23 protein-coding genes are annotated in these 23,547 nt (G+C 58.3%); 9 read left to right on the forward strand and 14 right to left on the reverse strand.

Annotation, left to right across the window (positions count from 1 at the left end; translation table 11 throughout):
* Positions 1-184 precede the first annotated feature (184 nt).
* Positions 185-631, forward strand: a complete 447-nt coding sequence (locus MDG893_RS14995) for a L,D-transpeptidase family protein (RefSeq protein ID WP_226910032.1) — start codon at positions 185-187, stop codon at positions 629-631.
* 223 nt (positions 632-854) lie between these two features.
* On the forward strand, positions 855-1,136 hold the full coding sequence (locus MDG893_RS15000; RefSeq protein WP_007154661.1) for an Lpp/OprI family alanine-zipper lipoprotein: 282 nt from the start codon (positions 855-857) through the stop codon (positions 1,134-1,136).
* A 65-nt stretch (positions 1,137-1,201) separates the two neighbouring features.
* On the opposite strand, the gene MDG893_RS15005 is transcribed toward MDG893_RS15000, so the two are convergent.
* From MDG893_RS15005 to MDG893_RS15035, 7 genes are all read right to left on the reverse strand, one after another.
* Entirely contained in the window at positions 1,202-1,996 is a 795-nt protein-coding gene (locus MDG893_RS15005) for a slipin family protein (protein ID WP_007154662.1), read from the reverse strand.
* A gap of 58 nt (positions 1,997-2,054) precedes the next feature.
* Positions 2,055-3,527 carry an NfeD family protein gene (locus tag MDG893_RS15010; RefSeq protein ID WP_007154663.1) on the reverse strand — a complete coding sequence of 491 codons (1,473 nt, stop codon included), beginning with the start codon at positions 3,525-3,527 and terminating at the stop codon, positions 2,055-2,057.
* 42 nt (positions 3,528-3,569) lie between these two features.
* The gene (locus tag MDG893_RS15015) at positions 3,570-4,637 is read right to left on the reverse strand and encodes a L,D-transpeptidase family protein (RefSeq protein ID WP_007154664.1); all 1,068 of its coding nucleotides are present in this window, start codon (positions 4,635-4,637) and stop codon (positions 3,570-3,572) included.
* A gap of 44 nt (positions 4,638-4,681) precedes the next feature.
* Positions 4,682-5,251, reverse strand: coding sequence for a TMEM165/GDT1 family protein (locus MDG893_RS15020; RefSeq protein WP_040474664.1), 570 nt, complete (start codon positions 5,249-5,251; stop codon positions 4,682-4,684).
* A 231-nt stretch (positions 5,252-5,482) separates the two neighbouring features.
* On the reverse strand, positions 5,483-6,874 hold the full coding sequence (locus MDG893_RS15025) for a DHA2 family efflux MFS transporter permease subunit (RefSeq protein WP_040474661.1): 1,392 nt from the start codon (positions 6,872-6,874) through the stop codon (positions 5,483-5,485).
* 39 nt (positions 6,875-6,913) lie between these two features.
* Positions 6,914-7,339, reverse strand: coding sequence for a MarR family transcriptional regulator (locus MDG893_RS15030; protein WP_007154667.1), 426 nt, complete (start codon positions 7,337-7,339; stop codon positions 6,914-6,916).
* A gap of 190 nt (positions 7,340-7,529) precedes the next feature.
* Positions 7,530-8,816 (reverse strand): MFS transporter, encoded by a 1,287-nt coding sequence (locus tag MDG893_RS15035; RefSeq protein ID WP_007154668.1) that lies wholly within the window; start codon positions 8,814-8,816, stop codon positions 7,530-7,532.
* 307 nt (positions 8,817-9,123) lie between these two features.
* On the opposite strand from MDG893_RS15035, the gene MDG893_RS15040 reads away from it, so the two are divergent.
* The 4 genes from MDG893_RS15040 to MDG893_RS15055 all read left to right on the forward strand — a co-directional run bounded on the left by MDG893_RS15040 (position 9,124) and on the right by MDG893_RS15055 (position 14,005).
* Positions 9,124-10,029, forward strand: a complete 906-nt coding sequence (locus MDG893_RS15040; RefSeq protein ID WP_007154669.1) for a BrxR family helix-turn-helix transcriptional regulator — start codon at positions 9,124-9,126, stop codon at positions 10,027-10,029.
* Positions 10,030-10,038: 9 nt separating this feature from the next.
* Positions 10,039-11,805, forward strand: a complete 1,767-nt coding sequence (locus tag MDG893_RS15045) for an ExeM/NucH family extracellular endonuclease (RefSeq protein WP_007154670.1) — start codon at positions 10,039-10,041, stop codon at positions 11,803-11,805.
* A gap of 102 nt (positions 11,806-11,907) precedes the next feature.
* The gene (locus MDG893_RS15050; RefSeq protein WP_007154671.1) at positions 11,908-12,810 is read left to right on the forward strand and encodes an alpha/beta fold hydrolase; all 903 of its coding nucleotides are present in this window, start codon (positions 11,908-11,910) and stop codon (positions 12,808-12,810) included.
* A 121-nt stretch (positions 12,811-12,931) separates the two neighbouring features.
* Positions 12,932-14,005: an AraC family transcriptional regulator gene (locus MDG893_RS15055; protein ID WP_007154672.1), complete on the forward strand. Its 1,074-nt coding sequence runs from the start codon at positions 12,932-12,934 to the stop codon at positions 14,003-14,005.
* A 5-nt stretch (positions 14,006-14,010) separates the two neighbouring features.
* Here MDG893_RS15055 and queE read toward each other — a convergent pair whose 3' ends face one another.
* Both queE and queC read right to left on the reverse strand, forming a co-directional pair.
* On the reverse strand, positions 14,011-14,667 hold the full coding sequence (queE, locus tag MDG893_RS15060; protein ID WP_007154673.1) for a 7-carboxy-7-deazaguanine synthase: 657 nt from the start codon (positions 14,665-14,667) through the stop codon (positions 14,011-14,013).
* On the reverse strand, positions 14,667-15,332 hold the full coding sequence (queC, locus tag MDG893_RS15065; RefSeq protein WP_007154674.1) for a 7-cyano-7-deazaguanine synthase QueC: 666 nt from the start codon (positions 15,330-15,332) through the stop codon (positions 14,667-14,669). The genes queE and queC overlap by 1 nt, the downstream gene beginning before the upstream one ends.
* A 165-nt stretch (positions 15,333-15,497) precedes the next feature.
* Between queC and MDG893_RS15070 the strand changes: the two genes are divergently transcribed.
* Positions 15,498-16,034, forward strand: coding sequence for a 3'-5' exonuclease (locus tag MDG893_RS15070; RefSeq protein ID WP_007154675.1), 537 nt, complete (start codon positions 15,498-15,500; stop codon positions 16,032-16,034).
* Positions 16,035-16,069: 35 nt separating this feature from the next.
* Here MDG893_RS15070 and MDG893_RS15075 read toward each other — a convergent pair whose 3' ends face one another.
* Positions 16,070-16,309, reverse strand: a complete 240-nt coding sequence (locus tag MDG893_RS15075) for a hypothetical protein (protein WP_040474662.1) — start codon at positions 16,307-16,309, stop codon at positions 16,070-16,072.
* A 606-nt stretch (positions 16,310-16,915) separates the two neighbouring features.
* On the opposite strand from MDG893_RS15075, the gene MDG893_RS15080 reads away from it, so the two are divergent.
* Positions 16,916-17,185, forward strand: a complete 270-nt coding sequence (locus MDG893_RS15080) for a hypothetical protein (RefSeq protein WP_036207831.1) — start codon at positions 16,916-16,918, stop codon at positions 17,183-17,185.
* A 24-nt stretch (positions 17,186-17,209) separates the two neighbouring features.
* Here the strand turns inward: MDG893_RS15080 and MDG893_RS15085 are convergent, their stop codons facing one another.
* The 3 genes from MDG893_RS15085 to MDG893_RS15095 are packed head-to-tail and all read right to left on the reverse strand — an operon-like array spanning position 17,210 to position 21,793.
* Positions 17,210-17,623 (reverse strand): response regulator, encoded by a 414-nt coding sequence (locus tag MDG893_RS15085; RefSeq protein WP_007154679.1) that lies wholly within the window; start codon positions 17,621-17,623, stop codon positions 17,210-17,212.
* Positions 17,624-17,668: 45 nt separating this feature from the next.
* Complete coding sequence (locus MDG893_RS15090; protein ID WP_007154680.1) at positions 17,669-18,229, reverse strand: hypothetical protein; 561 nt, start codon at positions 18,227-18,229, stop codon at positions 17,669-17,671.
* A gap of 42 nt (positions 18,230-18,271) precedes the next feature.
* Positions 18,272-21,793, reverse strand: coding sequence for a response regulator (locus MDG893_RS15095; RefSeq protein ID WP_007154681.1), 3,522 nt, complete (start codon positions 21,791-21,793; stop codon positions 18,272-18,274).
* Between the two features lie 138 nt (positions 21,794-21,931).
* Here MDG893_RS15095 and MDG893_RS15100 point away from each other — a divergent pair, with 138 nt between their 5' ends.
* Positions 21,932-22,936, forward strand: coding sequence for a hypothetical protein (locus MDG893_RS15100; protein ID WP_007154682.1), 1,005 nt, complete (start codon positions 21,932-21,934; stop codon positions 22,934-22,936).
* On the opposite strand, the gene MDG893_RS15105 is transcribed toward MDG893_RS15100, so the two are convergent.
* Complete coding sequence (locus tag MDG893_RS15105; protein ID WP_007154683.1) at positions 22,930-23,184, reverse strand: hypothetical protein; 255 nt, start codon at positions 23,182-23,184, stop codon at positions 22,930-22,932. The genes MDG893_RS15100 and MDG893_RS15105 overlap by 7 nt on opposite strands.
* Positions 23,185-23,547 lie beyond the last annotated feature (363 nt).

Genomic DNA, 23,547 nt, shown 5'->3' on the forward strand with positions numbered 1-23,547 from the left:
CGATTCACAAAAATCCTGTGCTATAACGTGTACAAAGATTAATCATTGACTCTTTATGCTACTAAAAATGCCGATTTCACTCTCCGGCGCCGGCCGGTTTTACATTACCACTGCCCGCTTTCTGGCCTTTGCTTTCTCGTTGTCGCTGGCGCCCCTATACCCGCTGTCGGCATCAGAGCTGCCGATGGGCGCCATGGATGAAACGCCGGAAGTCAGCGAGGTTCTGGTTCGCAAGGAAGAGCGCAGACTTTACCTGCTGTCCGGTGACCAGGTGGTGCGCAGCTACCGTATCGGGCTGGGCGACAATCCCTCAGGGCACAAGCTCTACGAGGGAGACAAGCGTACCCCCGAAGGCAAATATGTGTTGGATTGGCGTAACTCCAACAGCGATTTCTACAAATCCATCCACATTTCCTATCCCAATGCTGAGGACCGGGAACAGGCTTCTGCCTGGGGGCTCGATCCCGGCGGCAGCATCATGATTCATGGTTTGCCGAACGAGGCTGGTGATATGGCATTCGCTTTCCTAGGCCTGGACTGGACCGATGGCTGCATCGCCGTCAGCAACGAGGAAATGGACGAAATCTGGCAATTGGTGGCCGACGGCACGCCAATACGGATTGTCCCCTGACACTGATCCAATCCCCGCTTCATGCGTAGATTCTTGCTGCAATATTAAGTTGTTGTCATAACCTAGGAACTTTTACGTATCCTTAGTTAACATTTCTGTCTAGACTGATTTACACTGTTTGACGATGTCGTTGGCCAAACGCTAACGACCCCGTTTTGACAGAATGTCTGCACCAACGACTTCTGGAACGCAGGAAATAAAACGACCAATAAGGGGATTTACAATGCGTAAACTGACGATTGCAGGGTTTGCACTGGCCACCGCACTGACCGCAGGTTGTGCGACAACTGACCAGGGCGCTCTCGACGAAGCAAATGCAACCGCTTCTTCTGCCGAGCAGACCGCTGAAAATGCACTGAACACCGCTAACAGCGCTTCCAGCGCTGCTCGCTCCGCTCAGCGCACTGCTGACGAAGCACTGGCTGCCGCCAAGGCTGCCCAGAAGGCTGCTAACGAAGCCAACGAGCGCGCCAAGCGCATGCTCGAGCGTGCCAGCCAGAAGTAAGGCTGTTGCGTAAAGAAAAGGCCGGGTTCATCCCGGCCTTTTTTGTGCGCGCCTGATAAGCCCCATCAGGATTCGTCGTTATCGCTCTTCGGCTTCTGTGGTGAGGGCGTGTTGCTCATAAAGGCAGACATCATTTCCATCGGCAGCGGGAACACAATCGTGGAACTGTTGTTGGTACTCATATCCGCCAGAGTTTGCATGTAACGCAACTGCATCGCTCCGGAGTTGGCGGACATAACTTCGGCCGCTTCAACAAGCTTTTTCGATGCCTGCAGTTCCCCCTCCGCGTGAATCACCTTGGCACGACGCTCCCGTTCTGCCTCCGCCTGTCGGGCAATGGCACGGATCATCGACTCGTTCAGGTCCACGTGCTTGATTTCAACGTTGGCAACCTTGATGCCCCATTCCTCGGTCTGGGCGTCGATAATACTCTGGATATCCGAATTCAGCTTATCCCGTTCGGACAGCATTTCGTCCAGATCGTGTTTGCCCAGTACCGAACGCAACGTCGTTTGTGCCAGCTGACTGGTGGCAGAGCCGAAATCCTCGACACGTATGATTGCCCGCTCTGGGTCGACCACCCGGAAATACAGCACGGCATTGACCCGAACTGTCACGTTGTCTTTCGAGATCACGTCCTGGCTCGGCACATCCAACGCAATGACACGCAAATCCACTCGGGTTATCTGTTGGATACCGGGGATTACGATGATCAGGCCTGGCCCTTTGACACCTTGAAAGCGCCCCAGGAAGAAAACCACGCCACGCTCGTATTCCGGCAGAATCTTGATGGCCGACCCAAGAATCAGCAGGAGCACTACCGTGGGTGCAATATAGGGAATCAGGTCAGTGATGTTCATAAGGCCTCCTTCGTTGGCTTGATCGCCGGGTAACCTGTCAACATTCTCCAGCCCGGCTTCAGGGCTCCGCCTTATCCGCTTCAACGCACACCGTCAAACCTTCCAACGCAGTCACCCTCAACTTGTCACCGTTGCCTACCGGGGATTTACAGGCGGCATTCCAGCGTTCACCGCTCATACGCACGTGCCCCCTGAAATACCCATCGTCTTCCTGAAAGTCGTCGAGTGCGGTCACTCTCTCGTGGACAATCTGTTCGCTTCCGCTGACCGGGTGCTTCCGGCGCAAGCCGATGAATTTGATGACGGTCCATAGGATAAAGCCGGCCGCGACCAGTGCCGTGCCACCGATGGTGGGCAGTGAAATCTCTTGATGGCTGCCGTCCATCAGTATGATGGAACCGGCCACAAACGCGACAATCCCCCCTATGCCCAATATGCCGAAGCTGGGCATAAAGGCCTCGCCGACAATGAAAGCAAGCCCCAACAGAATCAGCGCCAGGCCCGCGTAATTGACGGACAGCACCTGGAAGGCAAACAGCGCGAGGATCAGGCAGATGGCGCCAATCACACCCGGGAAGACAGCACCGGGGTTAGACAGTTCGAAGATGATGCCGTAGAAGCCGATGATCATCAGGAAGTAAGCGACATTCGGATTGGTGATCACCGATAGCAGTCGAGTGCGCCAGTCCGGGTCTGCCCGCGTCAATTCAATGTTCGCGGTGGCCAGCGTTTTCTCGCCATTGGCCATTTTCACGGTGCGCCCGTCGATCTGTTGCATCAGGCTGTCCATGTTGTCAGCCACCACATCAACCACGTTCTGCGCCAGCGCTTCTTCGGCACCCAGGTTTACAGCTTCGCGCACCGCCTGCTCCGCCCAGTCGGCGTTGCGGCCATGTCGCTCCGCCAGGCCACGGATGTAGCTGACAGCATCTTCCAGAACCTTGCGCTCCATTGCCGTGCCGCCCCGGCGTTTATCGGAGGCGTCATCCTGCGCCGATTCCTCGTTCCCGGCGCTTTCCTTTTCATCGGGATTGGCATCCCCGGTGTCTTCTGAAGGCTTCTGATCCTCGGAGCCTGGCAGCCCACCCATCTGGACAGGTGTGGCCGAGCCCAGATGGGTAGCCCCAGCCATTGCCGCCACGTGACTGCCATAAAGAATATAAGTACCGGCACTGGCGGCACGCGCCCCCGCCGGCGACACCCAGGTCACCACGGGTACGTCTGAAGAAAGGATTTCCTTGATGATACCGCGCATGGACTCCATCAAGCCGCCGGGGGTATCCATCCGGATAACCAGCAACTCCGCACCTTCGGACTCGGCGCGGCGAATGCCACGTACCAGGTAGTCCATGGTGGCGGGGCCGATAGCACCGTCGACGGTCATCACAAGACCTGTCGGCGCGTCGTCCTGCTGGGCGATGACCGTGTGGGAAAGAGAGACCAGGGCAAGCACCAGGCCCAGCAGGAACACGGCCAGCCACCAGGGCTGGCGGCTGGTGGGGTTTGGTGGGTTGGGTCGGTTAGCGATCATCACTCCTCCCCGGATCCGTTCAGCGGATCAGAGCCTTCGGTATCAGAACCAGAGGCGTTGTTTCTCACCTTTATTGCCATCTGGGGTACTTCGCATCGGCCCGGCGGAGTCATCCGCGACGCGGGTCAGACGTTCACCCACCATCCGCGGCAGGCCGTCCGCCTGGTCCACAGCCAGTTCAATGGCCATGCGCTTCACTTCCACACCGGGCATTTTCTGGCGGAGGTCTTCCACCTTTTTCTGCACCTGCTTCCACAATTGTTCACGGTCCTGCTGACTGTAGTCTTCTTCAGGGCGATGTACCTCCAGCCAGACCTCATTACCTTTCAGGCCGATTTTCACGGGCTCGCGGATAACCTGCACCGGCGTGCCCTTACTGACTTCATAGACAAACCGCGATATGTCCTCGTTGTACATGCGGAAACAGCCGTGACTGACCTGCATGCCCACACCGAACAACTTGTTGGTACCGTGAATCAGGTACCCCTTCTCACTGAGCATCAGTGCGTGGGACCCCAGAGGGTTGCCCGGCCCCGGTGGAATCATCCTCGGCAGGTACTCCCCCGCAGCTTCGTATTCGGCGCGGATGCTTGCGGGCGGATACCAGGCCGGCGACTCCAGTGGCATGGTCACTTTGGCGTTGGTCAGTGGCGATGGGTTGTCGTCGGTACCTACCCCCACCGGATAAACCTGCACCTTTCCCTCAGTAAAGTAGTACAAGCGGTATTCCGCCAGATTAATGATGATGCCCTCGCGCTTCACGTCCGGTAATACATAGTGTCGGGGCACGGTTATCCGGGTGCCATCACCGGGCAGCCAGGGATCAACACCGGGGTTGGCCTTGACGAGCTCCAGGTAACCGAGACTGTTCTGATTGCCAATGGCCGCAAAGGTGTCCTCATAGCGGGTGGTCATCACCGACAGCTCCCCGGCCAGATCCCCGTCAATGGAAAACCGGGGAACTCGGGGTTTATCGGGGGTGTCGCTTTTTCCTTCCGGCGTAGTCAGTTCCTGACCCGCGGCCTGCGCCTCTGTTTCGGCACCAACCACGCTGGCCGACATCAGGGCCAGCAAAACCAGCAGAAAACCTGTCAACTGCGTTCGATACATAGCGTCTCAATCCGATATCCGGTCTGCGGCGACAACAACGTGCATCAGACCGACGTCAGGGCTGTCCAAACGGTGGCAACAGCCAGAATCACGAATAGAAGGCTGGCTCCAATTCTGGCCGTAGCCAGTGGTAACCGCTCCATCAACCATTTACCAGCCATGATAACCGGTATATTAGCCAGCAGCATACCAACGGTGGTGCCCATAATCACCCAGAAGGTATCCGTATATCGCGCGGCCAGCACCACAGTTGCGATCTGGGTCTTGTCGCCGATTTCCGCCAGGAAGAACATCACCGTCGTGGCCATGAAGGCCCCCATACCCAGGAACGCCGAATCGCCATTGTCATCCTTGTCCGGAATCAACAACCAGAGCGCAATGGCGACAAAGCTGATGGCCAGGATCCAGGGTAACCAGGCTTGCGGAATCCACTCGGCGATCCAGGCGCCCAACAGGGCCGACAAGGCATGGTTCAGCAAGGTGGCGACCAGTATGCCAAGAATGATGGGCGTACGCTTGGCGTAGCGGGCAACCAGGAAGAGAGAGAGCAGTTGGGTCTTGTCGCCGATCTCCGCAATGGCGACCGCAAACGTTGAAGCGAGGAAAGCGTCCATGAAAAACTCCGGGGCGGATATTTCAGACATGAGACAGCCCACCTTCCGCCCTGGGAGGTGAAACTGCCTCAGGTCTTGCCAATTTCACCGGTTTACCGATGAAACATGATAGCCACGGAGATTGAGCCCCAAGTATGTTGACTACCATCCGCCCCTGAAAATGGGTTCCGTTGCGGAGGCTACTCCCCTGAAGAGTGCGGAAATGTTAATCAATACCTGGCCGGATGGCAACTATACGCGCATTTTCCAAACTGGGATGGCCGCCATCGCGACGAATACAGCGACCAGCCACCAGGCTGTATGAAACGCCCCAATGGTGGGGATACCGCCGCTGTGATCACCAAACTCAATGGTCAGGGCCACGATATTGACACCAAAGGCCCCACCCAACTGGCGGGTAAAGTTGATGGTGCTCGAACCGGCACCCAGCTGTTCTGGAGCCAGAGGGTTCAGGGCGCCCGTTGAAAGCGCTGGCAACATAAACCCAATGCCGATTCGTCCCAACACGGTCCATAACGCCAGCCAGCCAAAGGCGAGCTCAATGTCCGATACCGCAAACAACATGGCCGACATGGCGAACAGGACAATGCCGAATATCACCAGTTTACGGGCGCTCAGGCGGTCCGCCAGCCTTCCGGCCAGTGGAAAGGTCATGCCCAGCACGATGCCCGCTGGCAGCATCAGCAAACCGGCTTCGGTGGCGGTGAATTCCAGGGCCGTCTGTACGAACAGAGGTACCAGGTAGGTGGAGCCAAACAAGGCGAGCCCCAATGCCATGGCGCCCAAATTGGCGTAAACAAAGGCCGGGTTGCGCAGAAGCCCAATGTTCACCAACGGGTGGCGGGCACGTCGTTCACGAATCACAAACAGCACCAGGGCAATGGCGGCAACAGCACCCCCGATCGCAATTCGTACTTCCTGCCCCGCCAGCTCCTGCAGCCGGTTGAGGGTGTCCAGGGACAGACCGATGGCAATGCCCAACAGCACCAGCCCAGGAAAGTCAAAACGGTAGGGAGCCGGGCGGGACACCGGCAGCGGCAGAAAGCGCCATGCCATAAACACGCCGATCAGGGTGACGGGCACAGGGGCAAACATCACATAGCGCCAATCCCACTGGTCCACCAGGAAGCCCCCGAGAACCGGGCCCAGGGCCGGGGCAAGAATCACACCCATGCCGTAGATCCCCATGGCCTGCCCACGACGGTTGCGGGGGAAAATCCGGAATACCAGATACATACCCATGGGCTGCATCAGCCCCGCCATGGCACCCTGGCCAATGCGGGCGGCAATCAACTGTTCCGGCGAGGTGGCAAAACCACCAAGAAGCGAGATCACCGTGAACAGGAACATGGCCGTGGCCAGGGTCTTGCGCACTCCGAAGTGATCCAGCAGCCACGAAGAGGCCAGCATGGTGGTGGTCATGGCGGCGATGAACCCGGTGGCCAGCCAGTGCACCTGGCCTTGCCGGATACCGAATTCCAGCATGATGTCGTGTAGGGCAACATTGACCACGGTTGCGCTGAGCACCGTTGCCATGGTGCCCAGCATGACCGTGGCAACCGCCAGCCAACGCCAGCGCTCGCCGTAACGGGCCCTTAGCCCCTCAACCGTGTTATCACTCAGACCAAAACCCCTTCAGACGGATATATTGACCGCACACCTTTACCGTTGCCGCTCTGCATTCTCCAGGATCTTGTGGAACACCTTGACGGCACCTTCGATATCCCGGTCGCTGATACCGTCCAGCATCTCTTCACGCAGGCGAGCCGCACGCTCGGTCAGGACATTCATGAACTCGGTTCCGTCCTTGGTGAGGTGAAGACGGCGTGCACGACGATCATTGGGACAGGGGCGGCGCTCAATCAGACCCTGTTGTTCCAGGCTATCCAGCAACCGCACCAGCGTCGGGTTTTCAATGGCCATCAGGCGGGCAAGTTCACGCTGGGTCAGCCCTTCTCCCCCTTGTTGCAGATAGACCATGGTGGTCCAACGAGCCTGGGTAACACCCAGATCCTTAAGGCGTTCATCCAGCAATTTGCGCCAGCGACGGGTGACCCGGGCGACGGCAAAGGGAAACTGATCTCTCATGATCTGGGACTCCGGTAATAGGTATCGACTGCTGTACTACCTGTAACGAATACCACTGCCGAAACAGTGCAGTGACGAACGAAGCTACCAATAGTAAGCTAACCATTATGATAAAAACAGATATGCAAGGTGAAACAAAATTGGGGAAAACCGAGAGACTCAGCCCGAGGTTCGAAAGAGACCGGTCCAATCAACCGGTCTTTCGCATGTCCTCTTCGTGAAACTCAGTCGCTTCCGCGGACTGGTGAAACTCCTCGTTACGGGGGTCCATTTCCGTCAGCACCGGCGAAGTCTCAGGCATGGCGGGGATGAAGTGTTCCTGCTCCGCCACCGGCACATCGTCGGTGTGGCTGATGCGATAACTGGTTATAACCGCCAACACCACCAGGAACCCGGCGTTACCGAAGAACAGCCCCCTGGGGCCCAGTATGCCCACCAACTCTGCCATGACGATGGGGCCGATGACACTGCCCACGCCATAACTCAGCAGCAGTGTTGCGCTGGCGGCCACGATACGATTGCTTTCCATCCGGTCGTTGGTAATTGCAACCGCGATCGGATAGAGCGTCGCCGAGAGGCCCGTAAACAGGCCAACCAGCAGGGTCAGTAGCCACATCCGTTCGGCCCCGAGGATGCCAACCGACACCGCCGCGGTGCCCGCTGTTACCGCCACCCAGAACATGACGCGGCGCCGGTCAAACCGGTCACACACCAGCCCCAGCGGCCAGGCCAGGAGCATGGCCGCGACGATGGCACTGGCCATAAAGGTGGACACCCGGCTGACCTCCAGCCCCACCAGGGTGGCGTAGACCGGGCCGAGCGCATAAAAAGAACCGATCATGACGCCACAGATCAGCGCACCGGAAACCCCGGTGAACGACTCCCGCGCCAGGGTAAAGAACGACAGCCGCTCGGACTGCTCGATCACCGGCGCATCCATCCGCGTCAACGACAATGGAATCAGCGCCAGCGTCAGCAGGACAGCGGCGAGTGAAAACGGTATGAACGAAGACGGCTCACCGACGTTGATCAACAACTGCCCGCCGGCGGCGGACAGGTAGAACACAATCTGGTAAACCGCAAAAAGGGCACCCCGGTTGGCGTTGGTGGCGCGGCTGCTGAACCAGCTCTCAATCACCACCAGCACGCCCGCCACACTGAAACCCGACAACGCACGCAAAATGGCCCAGAACACCTCGGACACGGCCATGGGGTACAGCAGGGCGCACACCGCCGCCATCGCGGCAAAGACTGCGAAAGCCCGGATATGCCCGACACGTCCGATGATAAGATGCACGTAAAGCGTGCCCAACACGAAGCCAATGGAGTAGCACACCAGGATCCAGCCGATAATGTTCGGCGAGACCGCCTCAATACTCAGTCGCACACCCAACAGGGTCATTAGAAAGGCGTTGCCACTGACCAGCAGGACAATACTGAGGATCAGGGCTGAAAGCGAGGTGACCATTCGGGTCATCAGTCAGGCTCCGGCGTACTTGAAACAGGTTGATACAGGAATGTAATGAAAGTAGCAGCAACGCCAGAACATTGCAGAGCGCGAATTAGAACAGGGCGCAATCCACAAAACCACTACGCAGTTCCCGAAATTCCCAATACCGCTTGCAGCGCCGTGATGGCTGGATTTAACATCATTTTACATTAAGGTGACGTAACACACGCTGGTGGCCTGAAGGGTTAACATGTGGGTAGCTTGATCGCTGCCTATTTGAACCCACGAGAGTCTTTCATCTCATGCAATCCACGCTAACCATGAGCGCCTGGTTATGAAAAAAACGGACTGGCCCATTCGATGGGATCTGTTGCTTCGCTACCGGCTGATTGAAATCATCGCCCTCTGGGAAGGACGGCTCACCACCAATCATATCTGCCACAGTTTCGGCATCGGGCGACAGCAGGCTTCCAAGGATATCAACACCTACCTGCGCGAACTGGCACCAGACAATCTGGTTTACGATCGCCATCTTAAAGGTTATGTGCCATCGTCCAGTTTCAAACCGGTGGTCACCAAAGGGCACGCCAGTGAGTACCAGGATCTGCTGGCTCGCCAGGACAGCCTCAGTAACACCTTCGAGTCGCTCAACATCAGCCTGCCTGACAATACCATCGTCCGCGGCCCGGAGCGGGTTGTTAAGCCGGAAGTCATGCGTGCTGCAGTTGCAGCAGCCCGCCACGGCCGGGTGATGAAGGCAGAGTATGCCTCCCTCAGCCCTGCTGGCGTTTCCCAGCGTACTCTGGAACCCCACACCCTGGTGTGCATTGGTCAGAACTGGCATCTCCGCGCCTGGTGCGACGCCAACCGGGAGTTCCGGGACTTCGCCCTCAGCCGTTTCCGTGGTAAGCCGGAAACCACCCGGCAACGCAGCCGTCACACCATCCAGCATGATGATGACTGGAACCGTCAGATTTCGCTGGTGATGATGCCTGACAGCCGTTTGAACAAGGCACAGCAGGATATTGTTGCCACCGATTACGGCATGATCAGCAACCGGCTCGAGTTCACCATTCGCGCGGCCCTTGCACCCTACGTACTGTCCCGGCTCGGCCTGGGCTCAGACAGCCAGCACCCGGACCCGATGGTCCAGCAGCTGGAGCTGGCCAACGAGGAGCAACTGGGCATTGCCGAGTCGGCTCGCGAACGCGCTATTAAAGCCGTGGCGGGGCTCTGCTAGACTGAGCGGGTGATCACAACCAACTCTTTCCTGTCCTGGCGTCTTGCCCTCATCCTCCTCATAGGCCTGCCCGCTTTTGCAGCGGGCGATTGCGGTACCGGGGTTATCCCGGTTTCCCGCATTCAGGGCACGGGAGATCATTCCCCGTTCGCCGGCCAGACCGTTTCCGTTGAAGGCATCATAACCATGGATGCACGCCAACAAGGCGGCTTCCGAGGTTTTTATCTGCAACAAGCCGATGGCGAAACGGACAACGATCCGCAAACCTCCGAGGCACTGTTTGTTTACACCCATCGCACCGATGGACAGCGCGGGGATAGGGTGCATGTCTCTGGGCGGGTGAAAGAATTCCATGGCCTGACCGAGTTCACTGATATTACGGCCATCACCCGTTGCGGGGACGGCCGTCTGCCAGAGCCTGTCTCCGTCACGCTGCCGTGGCAGGATGGCCAATCTCCGGAACACCTGGAAAACATGCGGATCAACATCGCCGACAAGCTTACGGTTATCGATCACTATAACCTGGCCCGTTACGGTGAACTGACCCTCGCGGCAGAGCCCCAGACGATAGCCACGGAAATCCAGGAACCTGGGCCGGGCGCTCAAACACGCCACAGGCAACAGACGATCAACCGACTGTTGCTTGATGACGGCCTGGGTGTGCGCAACCCGCGCCCGATTCCCTGGCCCGGACCGCCATTGTCCGCCGGCATCACGATTCGCACCGGCGACAAGGTCAGCGGATTAGCAGGCATACTGGATTTCCGGTTCGGCGCCTGGCGGCTGCAGCCGCAATCAGCACCGACATTCAGTCCAACCAATCCACGCCCACCGGCACCCAGGCGGCCAGAGTCGGCCACGCTCAGGGTAGTCACACTCAACCTTGGCAATTTTTTCAACGGTGATGGCCGTGGCGGTGGTTTTCCAGCAGCACGAGGCGCCCAATCCGCCACCCAGTTTGAACAGCAGAAAGCACGCCTGGTTGCCTCACTGACAATCCCGGACCCGGATATCCTCGCCGTAACAGAAATGGAAAACGACGGCTATGAGGGCGACAGCGCCATTGCCGAACTGGCCAGGGCTTTGGGCCCACACTGGCGCTACGTGGACACGAACAACAACACTGGTAGCGATGCCATACGCACCGATCTGCTGTACCGCAGCGACCGGGTAGTCGCTGAAGGCTCTGCCAGCCGCCTGACAACGACACCGTTTGATCGCCGTGGCCGGCCACCCGTGGCCCAGATATTCCGCCCGATAAACAGCGATCGAGCCCTGAGGATTGTCGTTCCTCACCTGAAATCCAAGGCCTGCCGTGGCGCCAAGGGCCCGAACCGGGATCAGGACGACGGCCAGGGCTGCTACAGTCATCGCCGCGAGCAGGCGACCCGTGCCATCATCCGTTGGACCCATGCCCTGCCGCACCCGAATGGCCTGGCTGGCACCATGATTACCGGCGATATGAATGCCTACGCCAGGGAAGCGCCGCTGCAACTGCTGGAAGCGGCCGGCTTTATCAATACCGTTCATCACTTCCACGGCTGCACCGATACCTCCTGTAAGCACACCAGTTATAGATATCATGGCCGTAGCGGTACCCTGGACTACAGCCTGGTTTCGAATGGGCTACTCCCACAGATTGTCGGTGCCCACACCTGGTCGATCAATTCCGATGAACCCCGGGCGCTAGGCTACAAGGGGCCCGTTACCTTGCCCACAGGCCAGCCCTGGCGCTCATCGGACCACAACCCGGTCATCACCGACCTGTCACTCTGATTCCACCTTGCCCGCGAGCCGCAGTATCAGGGCAGGCAGGCCAAAGCCCGACGTGGGATAAGCGGTACACTGGCTCCAACCCAGTTGAAACGGAAACCGACCGTGAAAATACCCACTCCAAACTTATGGCCCGCCGCCCGCACCGGTCAGCGATGGCTGGTACAGGCAAAACGTCGTGAAACCGTGATCGACGGCCACCGCATGGTGTATCTGGAAAAAGGGACCCCGGCTGCAGGCCGACCCACGGTGATACTGATGCACGGTTTTGCCGCCATGAAAGAGAACTGGGCGCTCTGGCTGCAACGGCTGCCCGAGCATTGGCACATTCTGGTTCCGGATCTGCCAGGGCTTGGAGAAAGCGAGTACCGTTCGGACGCCATTTACGGCTATGAGGCACAGGCGTCACGGCTGGAAGCCTGGATCGATACCCTGGCCACCAACAACCTTCACCTGGTCGGGAGCTCCATGGGCGGTGCCATCGCCACCGTCCTCGCCCATAAAATGAAGCCCGCACCCGCTTCCCTGACAGTCCTGAACAGCGCCGGCATACCCGAACACACAGACGTGGACCTCAACGCACCCTTCAAATCCGACCGCGACGCCATCCTCATCCCCCGGGACTGGGCCGGCGTCTACCGCATGTTCAACAGCGTCGGCAGTGGCAGGCCAACGGCAATGGGCGTCGCCATGACCGGACTCCTGGGGCCGGACCTACTGCAGCGAACTGTGTCCTTGCGCCACATTTTCAACGATATGCTCGCCGACGCATTGGCGCCAGCACGCTACCTTGGCCACCGCACACCGCCCCTTCAGGTCCAGTGGGGGGACCGGGACGTGATCACTCCCACGCGCTGTGTGGACTGGTATCGAAAGGTTACGCCCGAAGCCGATATCCACGTATTCCGACGGGTGGGCCACCTGCCCATGCTGGAAAATCCCGGCCGCTCAGCCCGTAAACTGGCAGCCTTCATCGAACGCCACTCAGCGGGCGACCAGCATCGCTAATTGGCCTGCATATCCTGTTGACCCGTCAGCGAAGTCATGGGGTGGAAGGAACATTCCGTTCATAATCGTGGAAGAAGTTTCATCCCTGACATAACAACAACAGGAAACACGAGGAAATCCCATGCGCGCCTCAGTATCTACCACTCAGGATCTGGGCATGCCGGCCATTTACCTGCACTTGCTGGCGGAGTTGCTTAGCACCATCGGCGTCGATGAAAAAGCGCTGCTCAAGCGTGTCGGCCTGGACCCGGTGCGTCTGCAATCAACCGATTTAAGAGTCAGCCAGTCACAGGCCAGCGAATTTGTGACCCGCGCTATCATCGAAAGCGGCGAGCCCGGGCTCGGCATCATGCTGGCCCGGGAGCTTCGATTGCCCCTACACGGAGCCCTGGGCACTGCGGTCATGAGCAGCCGTACCCTGGCGGAGGCTCTGGACCTGATGACACGCTATCTGACCCTGCGTGCCCCACACTTGCACGTCAAGCGCCGGCAGCACGATGGCCAGGCTATCTACGCCATCTCCTGTGGCATTGATCTGGGCCCGTTGCAGGGCTTTATCATGGACGCCATGCTGTTCGGCTGCGCGTCCATGGGCGCACAACTGACTGGCTCACCGGTCGCCGGCTCGTCGATTCAGCGACGCGGACCGGAACCCGCTTACTTTCATCGCTTTCGCCAGCAAATACCCATCCCCGTGGTGTATGGCGCTGGCGAAGATGCGATTGTCATTCCCCATTCGCAGCTGGCCTTGCCCATCCGCTTTTCTGACGATCAGTTGGCCGCCTCCTCGAAGGCCCAGTGTGAGGAGGCCTTGCGGCGTCTGACGGAAGATGCCGGCTTTGCCTGTCGGGTCAGGCGGGTGATTGAAACCAGTCACCCGTTCCCACCGAAACTGGCCAGGGTGGCCACAACCCTGTTTGTGTCGGAACGCACCCTGAAACGGCGTTTACAGGCGGAGGAAGCGAGTTTTCAGCATCTGGTGGATCAGGTACGGCTGGAAAGAGCGGGTGAGTTGCTGCAACAGACGGCCATGAACCTGAGCCAGATTGCCGACGCCCTGGGCTATGCTGACGCCGCCAACTTTACCCGCGCGTTCAAGCGCTGGACCGGACAGAGTCCCAGCCAGTACCGAAACCAGGAGTCGCTGCCAACAGCGACGTCGGTCAGGAGAACACCAGCCAGTGCGATGGTCTGAAACACTCAGTCGATGCCAATGATCTTGTGCATCTGCAGGGTCAACCGCCACCGCGGGTGCGTCAGGCAGTAATCCGTGGCTTTGCGGGTGTTACTTTGCTTGATAGGGTCAGGCTCACCCTCTGAGACGGTCGGCGACGCCATTGGCGAGAGGAAATAGTGGCTGGCCTGAATGTCGGTGAAGCGCTCCGGCATTGCCAGGGGTTGAGGGTACACCACTTTCAGCTCGTCGCACTGGCGCAACACCACCGGCGCGTCCGCCTTGGGGCTCACGCACAACCAGTCAATACCGGACGGTGCCGGCAGCGTGCCGTTGGTTTCAACGCCCACTTCAAAGCCGGCCCGGTGAAAGGCGTCCACCAACTGATCATCCAGTTGCAGTAACGGTTCTCCACCCGTGCACACCACATAGGGTCGTCCAGGCGCATCCGGCCAGAGGCGACGAATATGCGCCGCCAGCGCGTCTGCGGTTTCAAACTGGCCGCCGTTCTGACCATCGGTACCTACGAAGTCGGTATCGCAGAAGCTGCATACGGCATTGGCCCGGTCCTTTTCACGACCGGTCCAGAGATTGCACTTGCTGAAGCGGCAAAACACCGCTGCCCGCCCGGCCTGGGCACCCTCACCCTGCAATGTATAGAACGCTTCTTTTACCCGATACATCAGGTTTCCACCTCATACGGCAAAGGGTCTGAGACGCCGTTGGCGGCAAACGCCTCCAGACGCTCCACGCAGGAACCACAAACGCCACAGGCCCGGTCCCGGCCGTTGTAACAGGTCCAGGTTCTGCTGTAATCGAGCCCCAGCTTCAGGCCCTCGGCAAGGATCGCACCCTTGTCCGAGCCCATGAAAGGAGCTTCTATTTTCACCGGCTCATAGTTGGCCACCTGGCAGACAGCGTCCATTTTTTCCACGAACTCCGGTCGACAGTCCGGATAGATAGCGTGATCGCCGCCATGGGCGCCGTACCACACAGCAACAGCGCCGGCGGTAACCGCGTAGCCGGTGGCCAGCGACAACAGAATCATGTTGCGGTTGGGCACCACTGTGGCCTTCATGTTGTCTTCTTCGTAGTGCCCCTCGGGCACGTCAACTGCGTCCGTCAGGGCCGATCCAGCCATGACTTCACTAAGCGCACGAATATCGATCACCTTGTGTGGCACCGATAACGCTTCGCACACCTGACGGGCGCATTCCAGTTCGCGAACGTGCCGCTGGCCGTAGTCAAACGACAGAGCATGAACCCTATACCCTCGGGCACGGGCAAGGTGGAGCAGGGTGAACGAATCCATTCCCCCAGAGTAGATTACAACGACAGTTTCGGTCATCAGGTCATCCCGGTTTCAGACAGCCAGCAGGGCGTCACTGGATTGTTATAGGGTCGGAGTAACATCCGTGGACACATTGTAACAGTGGAATGCGACGATGGGTTCGCGTCTGCAAGAGCGTGCGGGTAAACTCTGATGACGGCACATCAACAAAAACCAGGCGGAATGAGAACCAGAACCAGCCCAGCCTTTATTGACTTCGAGGCCTCCAGCCTCGACCTGATCGCCAGCTATCCGATCGAGGTGGGCATATGCTTGCCCGACGGCACCTTGCACAGCTGGCTGATACAACCCCATGTACTTTGGCAGGACTGGTCAGAAAGTGCCGAGCAGGTTCACGGAATCACCCGGGAAACCCTGAAAACAGAGGGTACACCGGTGTCGGAGGTTGCAGCGCACCTGAACCAGTTGCTCTCCGGGCAGGTATTCTGCGATGCCTGGACGTTTGACAGCTTCTGGCTCCATCGCCTGTTCCGAGCCGCCAACACCCGCGCCAGCTTTCAACTGGAATCCATTTCCATGTTGCTGGACGCCAATCAGGTAAGGCACTGGTCAGGATCGCGCCAGCAGGTGATCAACCGTCTGGGGTTACCCGTGCACCGGGCGGCAAACGACGCGCTTATCCTCCACAGAACCTGGGAAGAGATCCAACTGTTCGCTGTGGATGACGAACCGCTTCATGGTCGCAGTCGGCAGGTCTGAGGCTTCCATCATGGAACTCTGCGCTGGCAGGGAACTCAGCGCCGGGAGCTATTCACCTTGAGGGCGAGGACTTCGAGGCCGTCACGCAGGGTGTTCAATGTCCAGTAGGTCACCAGCACCATCAGCGCCGCCCCGATGACGGTAAAGGAAAGATCGTCACCCACCATCTGGCTGCGGGCAATGAGCAGGTAAACGGCGAGCGCCAGGACAAGCAGCACTTCGACAATGGCGTGTGACTGTAACCGGTTTTTTGCAGATCCGTTTTCTTCGGACATCTTACTGGGTTTCAACCTCTGATTTCTGACGATACATTGCATTAATTAGTGTGCAAATTATCGCCAAAGAAGGCTCGGACGTCTGTACGAACTAGTGGCTACGAGGTTTCCACGATGCCGCCTGGAACACACTTTTCGGGCAGCCAAAAAAAACGCAGCCCGGAGGGCTGCGTATAAAGGAGAGATCCATGCGGTACGCCACAGATAAAAGGTGGGCACCGGAGGATTGCACAACGTAAAACACGTGACAGGACGAATTATGATCGCTTCGAGGAACCGCGTCTGTAGGGGTTTGCCGAAGCACTCTGCCCCTTGCAAAGCCATGGGCAAGCGATACACTGATGACAGTACCGAAACCGATATGCCCGGCGAACGATGCCGGAAAAGGCCCATGACTATGCTTCAGAAATACCAGTATCTGATGATTGATGCGATTGCGCACCGCAAGGGTGAGACCTGTGCGCACTCCATGGTGAACGACATCTAACGGCTTTCGGTCAGTCCCGGGAGCCTTTGGAGCGACCGGGCAAGCTTCTCCGCGAGACCCCGGTTGCCCAGAGCGCCGGGGTTTTGTTTTTGCAGCCGCAAAACGACAAGGAGAAGACCATGAAGAGACATCCGACAAAAGCAGCAAACCAGCCGGCGAGCAGCCGCACGGGGCCTATTCGGCGCCCGGAAAAGCTGCCGCTGCTGGATGCCATCTGCAAGAAACTGAACCAGCGCGTCAACCTGGATGACGAACAACGGGTGCTGGGGCTGTATGAGCGAGGCTGGATATTCAAGGGTGTTCTGGGCAATCTGAACGATGGCGAAGCCCGATATGTGCGTGCTCTTGCCACTCGATACGGTTCCTGGATCGCCCGCCAGGTTGCGTGATGGAAAACCCGATGGGCCGAACCGTCAGTGCTGGCGGTTCAGCCCCTTTATCATGGCTGCATCGCCGCCGTGCACCATGGCGTAGTTGTTCACCACATCGTGGATTTTTTCCTGGGAATAGGGTTTGACCACGTAACCGTTGGCCCCGGCACTGATTGCTTTCTGGATGCTGTCGATGGAATCATCAGCTGTCACCAGGACAATGTGCTGATCCTTACGCTTGGCCTTGAACTCCTCCATCAACTGATGGCCATTGCCGTCCGGCAGTCCCAGGTCCAACAAGATGATCTGGAAGACATCAGCCTCAAACGCGGCCCTGGCACCCGCAATGTCCGGACACTCAACCACGCTGCTTGCACCAGCGGTGTAGAGCATATCCACCAACCGCTCCCTCATGACCGGCTCGTCTTCCACCACCAATATTCTCATGTCACTCATACCCTGCCTCCTGATCCTATTTTATACCCGGCCCCACAGGGCACTTCAAAGGGAATCACCGCCGGTTCGCCGGGGAATGGCCAGCGGCTCATGCTGGGCAGTGGCTGGCGCAGGTTCTCCAGTCTCGTCCTGACGAAAGCCAGCGGTGCGGGGCGAGCTGGCGTCAGCCCCGCCGGACCGGGTCAGGATGTTACTGATACTGACGGCCGTGGTGTAGAGGGAAATCGCGATGATCAGCAGGATAGGCTGAACAAACGCCACGAATCCGGGCACTTCGCGATGACCCGCGATACTGAGCATGAGGATGATGGCCGGCCCCAGCACGACAAACAGCGTCAACGCAATAAAGAACACAATGCGCTCCTTGTAGCGGCCCAAGTCACGGTTACTGACCAGCCCAAGTACGAATTTTCCGATGGCCAGCCCGGCCAGTATCGCAGCCGCAATGCTCAGGTCAGGCCTTAGTAGCGTTTCGTAAAGCTGGCCATCCCATAACCGTTGCATGCTGATGACCAGGAACGGAAAGAGTACGAACAGAATGTCGGCGTAGGTGCCGTACATCATACTCAGCGAGTGCTGTTCGCTTTGCTGGAGGTTTTCACTCATCAATCACGATTCCTGTTTTGTCGGTAGCCGAAGTATCGGTTGTCATAGACGTGCCTCCCGTCCCTGCAGTGCCTTGTCAATCATGTCGCCCAGGGCTTGCAGTTGGCTGCGAATGTGGCTCCAATCACGGTCTTCTGCGTTCACGCAAGCCTCCAGTTTTCCCGCCTGCCGTGTCATCTCAGGGTAGCCCATGGCGCCAGCGGTGCCTTTGATCTGATGAGCTTCGGATGCCAGCTGCTGCTGGTCACGACGCTCGGCCGCGGCTTCCATGGCCGCTTTTCGGGTCACCAGCCCATCGAGGAAGCGTTCGGCCAGGTGGCCGATGTCGTCATCTTCCGTCGAGTCTCTGTTCAGGCCATTGGACTCTGTCAGGAAACGGTCCAGCGTGCTCAGCAAATGCTCACTGTCGAGGGGCTTGTTCAGTACCCCGTCGCACCCGGCTGCCAACAACGCATCGGTTTCCGACTGGTCACCGGCGGTGAAGGCGATAACCGGCCGGCGGAAGCCCGTCTGTCGCAGTAAACGGGTAGCCTCCACACCGTCCAGACCCGGCATATGGCGGTCCATCAGGACCATCTGCACCGATTCGGACAGCGCCGTTCGGACCGCGTCATCGCCACTGGCAACGGTGACGACATCCAGCCCCTGGGCCTTGAGTTCCCGCTCCACCAGACGACGGTTGTCTTCATCGTCCTCCGCGACCAGTATCGTGCCGTTATAGCACCGGTGGCCATCGGGGTCGCGCTCCGGCTGCACCACCAGATATCGGGCCATGACTTCGTAGAAACGCTGTTTGTCGATGGGTTTGGCCAGGTGGTCATTACAGCCTGCGAGTCGATAGTCTGCAATATCCTCCGCCATTACGTTCGCCGTCAACGCGATGACCGGGATGTTCAGGCCAGCTTCGCGAATGGCCGCTGTGGCATCCCGGCCGTTCATTACCGGCATCTGTATGTCCATCAGAATCAGATCAAAGGGCTCCCTCAGCGCCAGATCCAGTGCTTCGGCGCCATTGCCAACATGAACCAGCTCAGCGCCCGTGCGGCCCACCAGCAGGGACACCAGGCGACGATTCACGTCATTGTCCTCCGCCAGCAGGATACGGCCGGAAAGCCGTGGCGCACTCACCATGGGAATACTGCGCCGGCGTTGCGACAATTCGGACGCGTCGCGCAGAAAGTGGGCATCCTCCATCGGACCGGTGGCAATGGAAAGCTCAAACTCGCTGCCCTCGCCATAGGTGCTGGTAACGGATATGTTGCCACCCAGCAACTCCGCAAGCCGGCGGGAAATACTCAGCCCGAGTCCGGTTCCTCCATATTGCCGGGCAATAGCGGCGCTACCCTGGGCAAACGGGTCAAACAGCCGGCCCAGCTGCTCAGGTTTCATGCCGATGCCGGTGTCCACCACCCTGGCCACCAGGGCCTGACGTTGCCGATCGCATCGCACATTCAGGGAAATCGACCCCTTTTCCGTGAATTTAAGCGCATTTCCGCACAGGTTGATGATGATTTGCCGAAAGCGGGTCGGGTCCGTCGAAATCTTCTCAGGCAGGGGATACTCGCAGATGATATGAAACGCCAGCCCCTTTTCCCGCGCCCTGGGTGCAAAGAAAGCACGGATTTCATCCAGCAGTTCCGGCAGGTTAACCGACACAATATCCACATCCAGCTTGTTGGCGTCGATCTTCGAGTGATCCAGGATATCGTTGATCAGATCCAGCAGATGGCGACCACTGCGCACCACCGTTTCCGCACTGGTGTGCTTCTCCCTCTCGGTCAGGTCCGGATCGAGCAGGGTCTCGCCATAACCAATAATCGCCGCCAGCGGTGTGCGGATTTCGTGGCTCATGTTGGCCAGGAACTGGCTTTTTGCTTCGGCCGAATTGCGGGCCAGTTCTTTTTCCAGACGCTCCTGCTCCCGCTCCCGCTCGATACGCTGGCGCTGATGGCGCTCGGTGGCGTCAATGCAGGTTCCCTCAAGATGGGCGGGATCGCCATCGGGGGTATACACGGTATGTAACGAAATGGTGGCCCAGCGCTCTTCACCGGAACGGGTGTAATACCGCGCCTCGATACCCTTGACGGTGCCCCGGGATTCCAACTGCCCAATCACCCAGCGGCGCACGCGCTCATCCGCAAAGCAGGTCTCCAGTGCGTCCGGGTCAAGATCCAATAGCTCCCGGCTGCTGGTGTAACCCATCAACTTCGCCATGGCGGGATTGGCGGTGACGAAACGCCGGTCCAGCGACATCTGGAACACACCCTCTATGGCGTTGTCGAACAGCGACTGGTATCGACGCAGGTTGGCCAGTGCCCGCTGACTCCAACCCAAGGCTTCACCCTGCACCTGTTTGATCCGATCAGCCAGGGCAAAGGAGAAGAGGATGATCTGGGCTGTCAGACCAAACTGCGGCGCATAAGAAGTGAACATGTTCAGCGGCAGGTAGCCCATCACGGTCAGGCCATAGATACCAAAACCCACAAGCGCCAGGGTCCATGCAAAAAAGTAGGAGCGCGCCGCCGGGTTGTAATAGCGCCAGGACAGGTAACTGACCACAATCAGGATAATACTGAGCAGGATCGAGGCCAGCACGATCCATTCCATCGCCGTGTGATAGGGCAGGAACAGGGATAGCACAAAGGTCGCCACAATAGCGTACAGGCAAAGCTGAATCACCTTGTCCAGGTCCGCCGACCGTTCCCGGGTTTCCAGCAGGGACCGGGCCATCAACAGCCCCCAGAACCAGGTATTGATGATCTGGTAATGAAGGTATTCCTTGTGCAACAGCGCAGGGCGATTCTCCAGTAGCTGGATACCGTGCACCTGCTCGGTGGCAATGAACACCGTGGCCGATACCAGATACATCACGTAGTAAATATTGCTGCGTTCGCGCACGGACACGGCGACAAACAGGTTGTAGGCGAGAATGGCCAGGATGCTGCCAAGCAGAATGCCCCGTACGGCTTCATCGACCGACACCTTCTCGATGTAAGCGTCGGGGTGCCACAGGGTAATCGGCAGGCGGAAAGTGTTGGTATTGGTGATGCGCAAATAGATGCGGGTTGAGCTTCCCGGCTCCAGTGACAATCGGAACGTGGGGTTGGGCACGGCCAGGTCACGCCCGGACCAGTCGCCCTCGTAGCCGGCACGGCGCTGCTCTATCAGCTCGCCATCCCGGACCAGGTAGAGCACTACCTCATCCACCAATGGCAGGGCCAGCTCCAGTATCCAGTCTGTCAGTGCTGCACCGGCGCCCACCTCGACATCGAACCTGGCCCAGTAAGCCGATTCCGTGTAGCCAAAGTTCAGCACACCGCCTTCGTGACGGGTAAAGGGTGCGGTATCGCCACTCAGAATGTCGTTGAAATCGAGGGTGTGCTCCGGGTCCTCCAGGTACCAGATACAACTACCCAGATCACGCACACTGCTGGTGGCGCTGTTCAGAACAATCTCGCCGTCCTGGCATCGCTCCTGCGCAGCGGCGGAGGCCGGAATAACAATAGCCAGAACCGCAAGCGCGATGTAACGGAACCATCGGACGTGGCATTCCCATTGCTGCAAAATGTGATCTCCGCGAGGGCAGATGCCTTTTTTATGGTTTATTGTCAGCAGTCACGCAGGTGCCGAATGAATTCAGCGGCACCCTGGCTAAACACTTTAGCGTTTTACCGACAACGACGCATCTCAGGGTCACTTGAAATGAGACATTCCTGCATTTTCGCCGCCATTCCCCTGTTTGCCCTGACGCTGGCCGGCTGTGGGCCGGACGACTCCTCAGACAGCAACTACATCAATCCGGCGGCCAGTGTGTCGTTGTCTTTCGAGAGTTTTGCTGTCAGCGACGAGGATGGCCTGCCACCGGTACTGCCACAGACCACTTTCTACGATGTGTACCGGGGTATTAAACCCGCAGACGGCGAGGACGACGAAGGCGTGGTTGCACAGCTCCGCGATCGCTTCGAACGGCTGATGGGGCTGACACCAAGTGATGATGGGACAACCTACACCCACGCCCGAAATCCGATGGACTTCCTCCACTACGTGATCAGCACAAACCAGGTGAACACCTTCAATGATGGCCGTCGGCTGATGCGCGACAGCATCACCCGAGGCGAGGGTTCCCGCTATAACAGTGCAGCGAACGATGCGCTGATCCGCTTTACCGAGACCGGCGGCAACAATGGCGAACCGCCCGAGCCGGATCAGATCTGGGTGTACGTCCTGCTGGACTGGACCAGCAACCCGCAGCTTAACAAAGTTTTCCGGGCGGCCCAGTTTGTCGCGAGGACACCCGCCGATGACGACACCTCTCCCCCTGAGGTGAGCAGCGCAGTCTGGAGCGGCCGTTTTCATGGTCCGGATTTTTCAGTCAGCGGTTACAACCAGCCAGAGTATGCCGTTATCAGTCTGACGGGACGGGAATTTGGCAATGCGGAAATGCGACAGGAGTTTATCGGCAACAAACGCGACACGCTGTCACTGACACAGACCTCAGGAATAACCATTGACGGTGAAGAGCCCGATTGTATCCGGGTGGAGGTGAACTATGAGAACGCCCGGGTACGTGTCTTCACGTCCTCCGATGAGCCGCCTAGCAGCACCAACAACGGGGAAACGACACCCAACCCGGCCCACTGTGGTAACCAGCAGAACGGTGACGAGGCGATTGTCTACGAGTCCGTGGTTATCAGCGAGCGTCAGTAAACGGCACGATCCTGCATGTCCCAGTTCTTGAGGAACCCTTTCTTGCGGTCGATCATGCGCTCGTAGGTCGAGATCATGATGGCGGCGTGGGGGGCTTTGGTCAGTCGGAGGGTTTCAATACGGCGCTCAAGGCGCGCCACTTCGGTACTGACCTGCTGGCAGACGTGGGACCGAACACTGTCGTGATGGTCAAGCTTGACCGGACGTGGCTGCTCGGGCCCGGGTTGTGGCTGTGTGTGTTTATCCATGATCGTCCTCTTCCACTGAGTATCCAATGATCAATACGCCGAAACCGATGATTCCGCCCATGTCTGAGTGGCTCTTTCTGGCCGGGCTGGAAGTCCTTTTATCCTTCTGTTTCGTCGGGCTTTTCCAAAGCCTCGGTACATACTGTAGCAGGCTTTGTCCACGATGTATGATTTGGCGTAATTCTGCACAACTGTCGGACAAAACTCAATAAAAATGAATAGAGTTTCATATTTTTTGCAGCGAATACGACTCCGCCACCCAAACTACACGAACAAACCCCTGCTATAGTTCCCTTCAGATCACCACATATGCGAAGCCATTTGCCATAACGACCCCATTCCATCCGGGCCAGGAAAACCGCT

Source organism: Marinobacter algicola DG893 (assembly GCF_000170835.1).
GTDB classification, from domain to species: domain Bacteria; phylum Pseudomonadota; class Gammaproteobacteria; order Pseudomonadales; family Oleiphilaceae; genus Marinobacter; species Marinobacter algicola.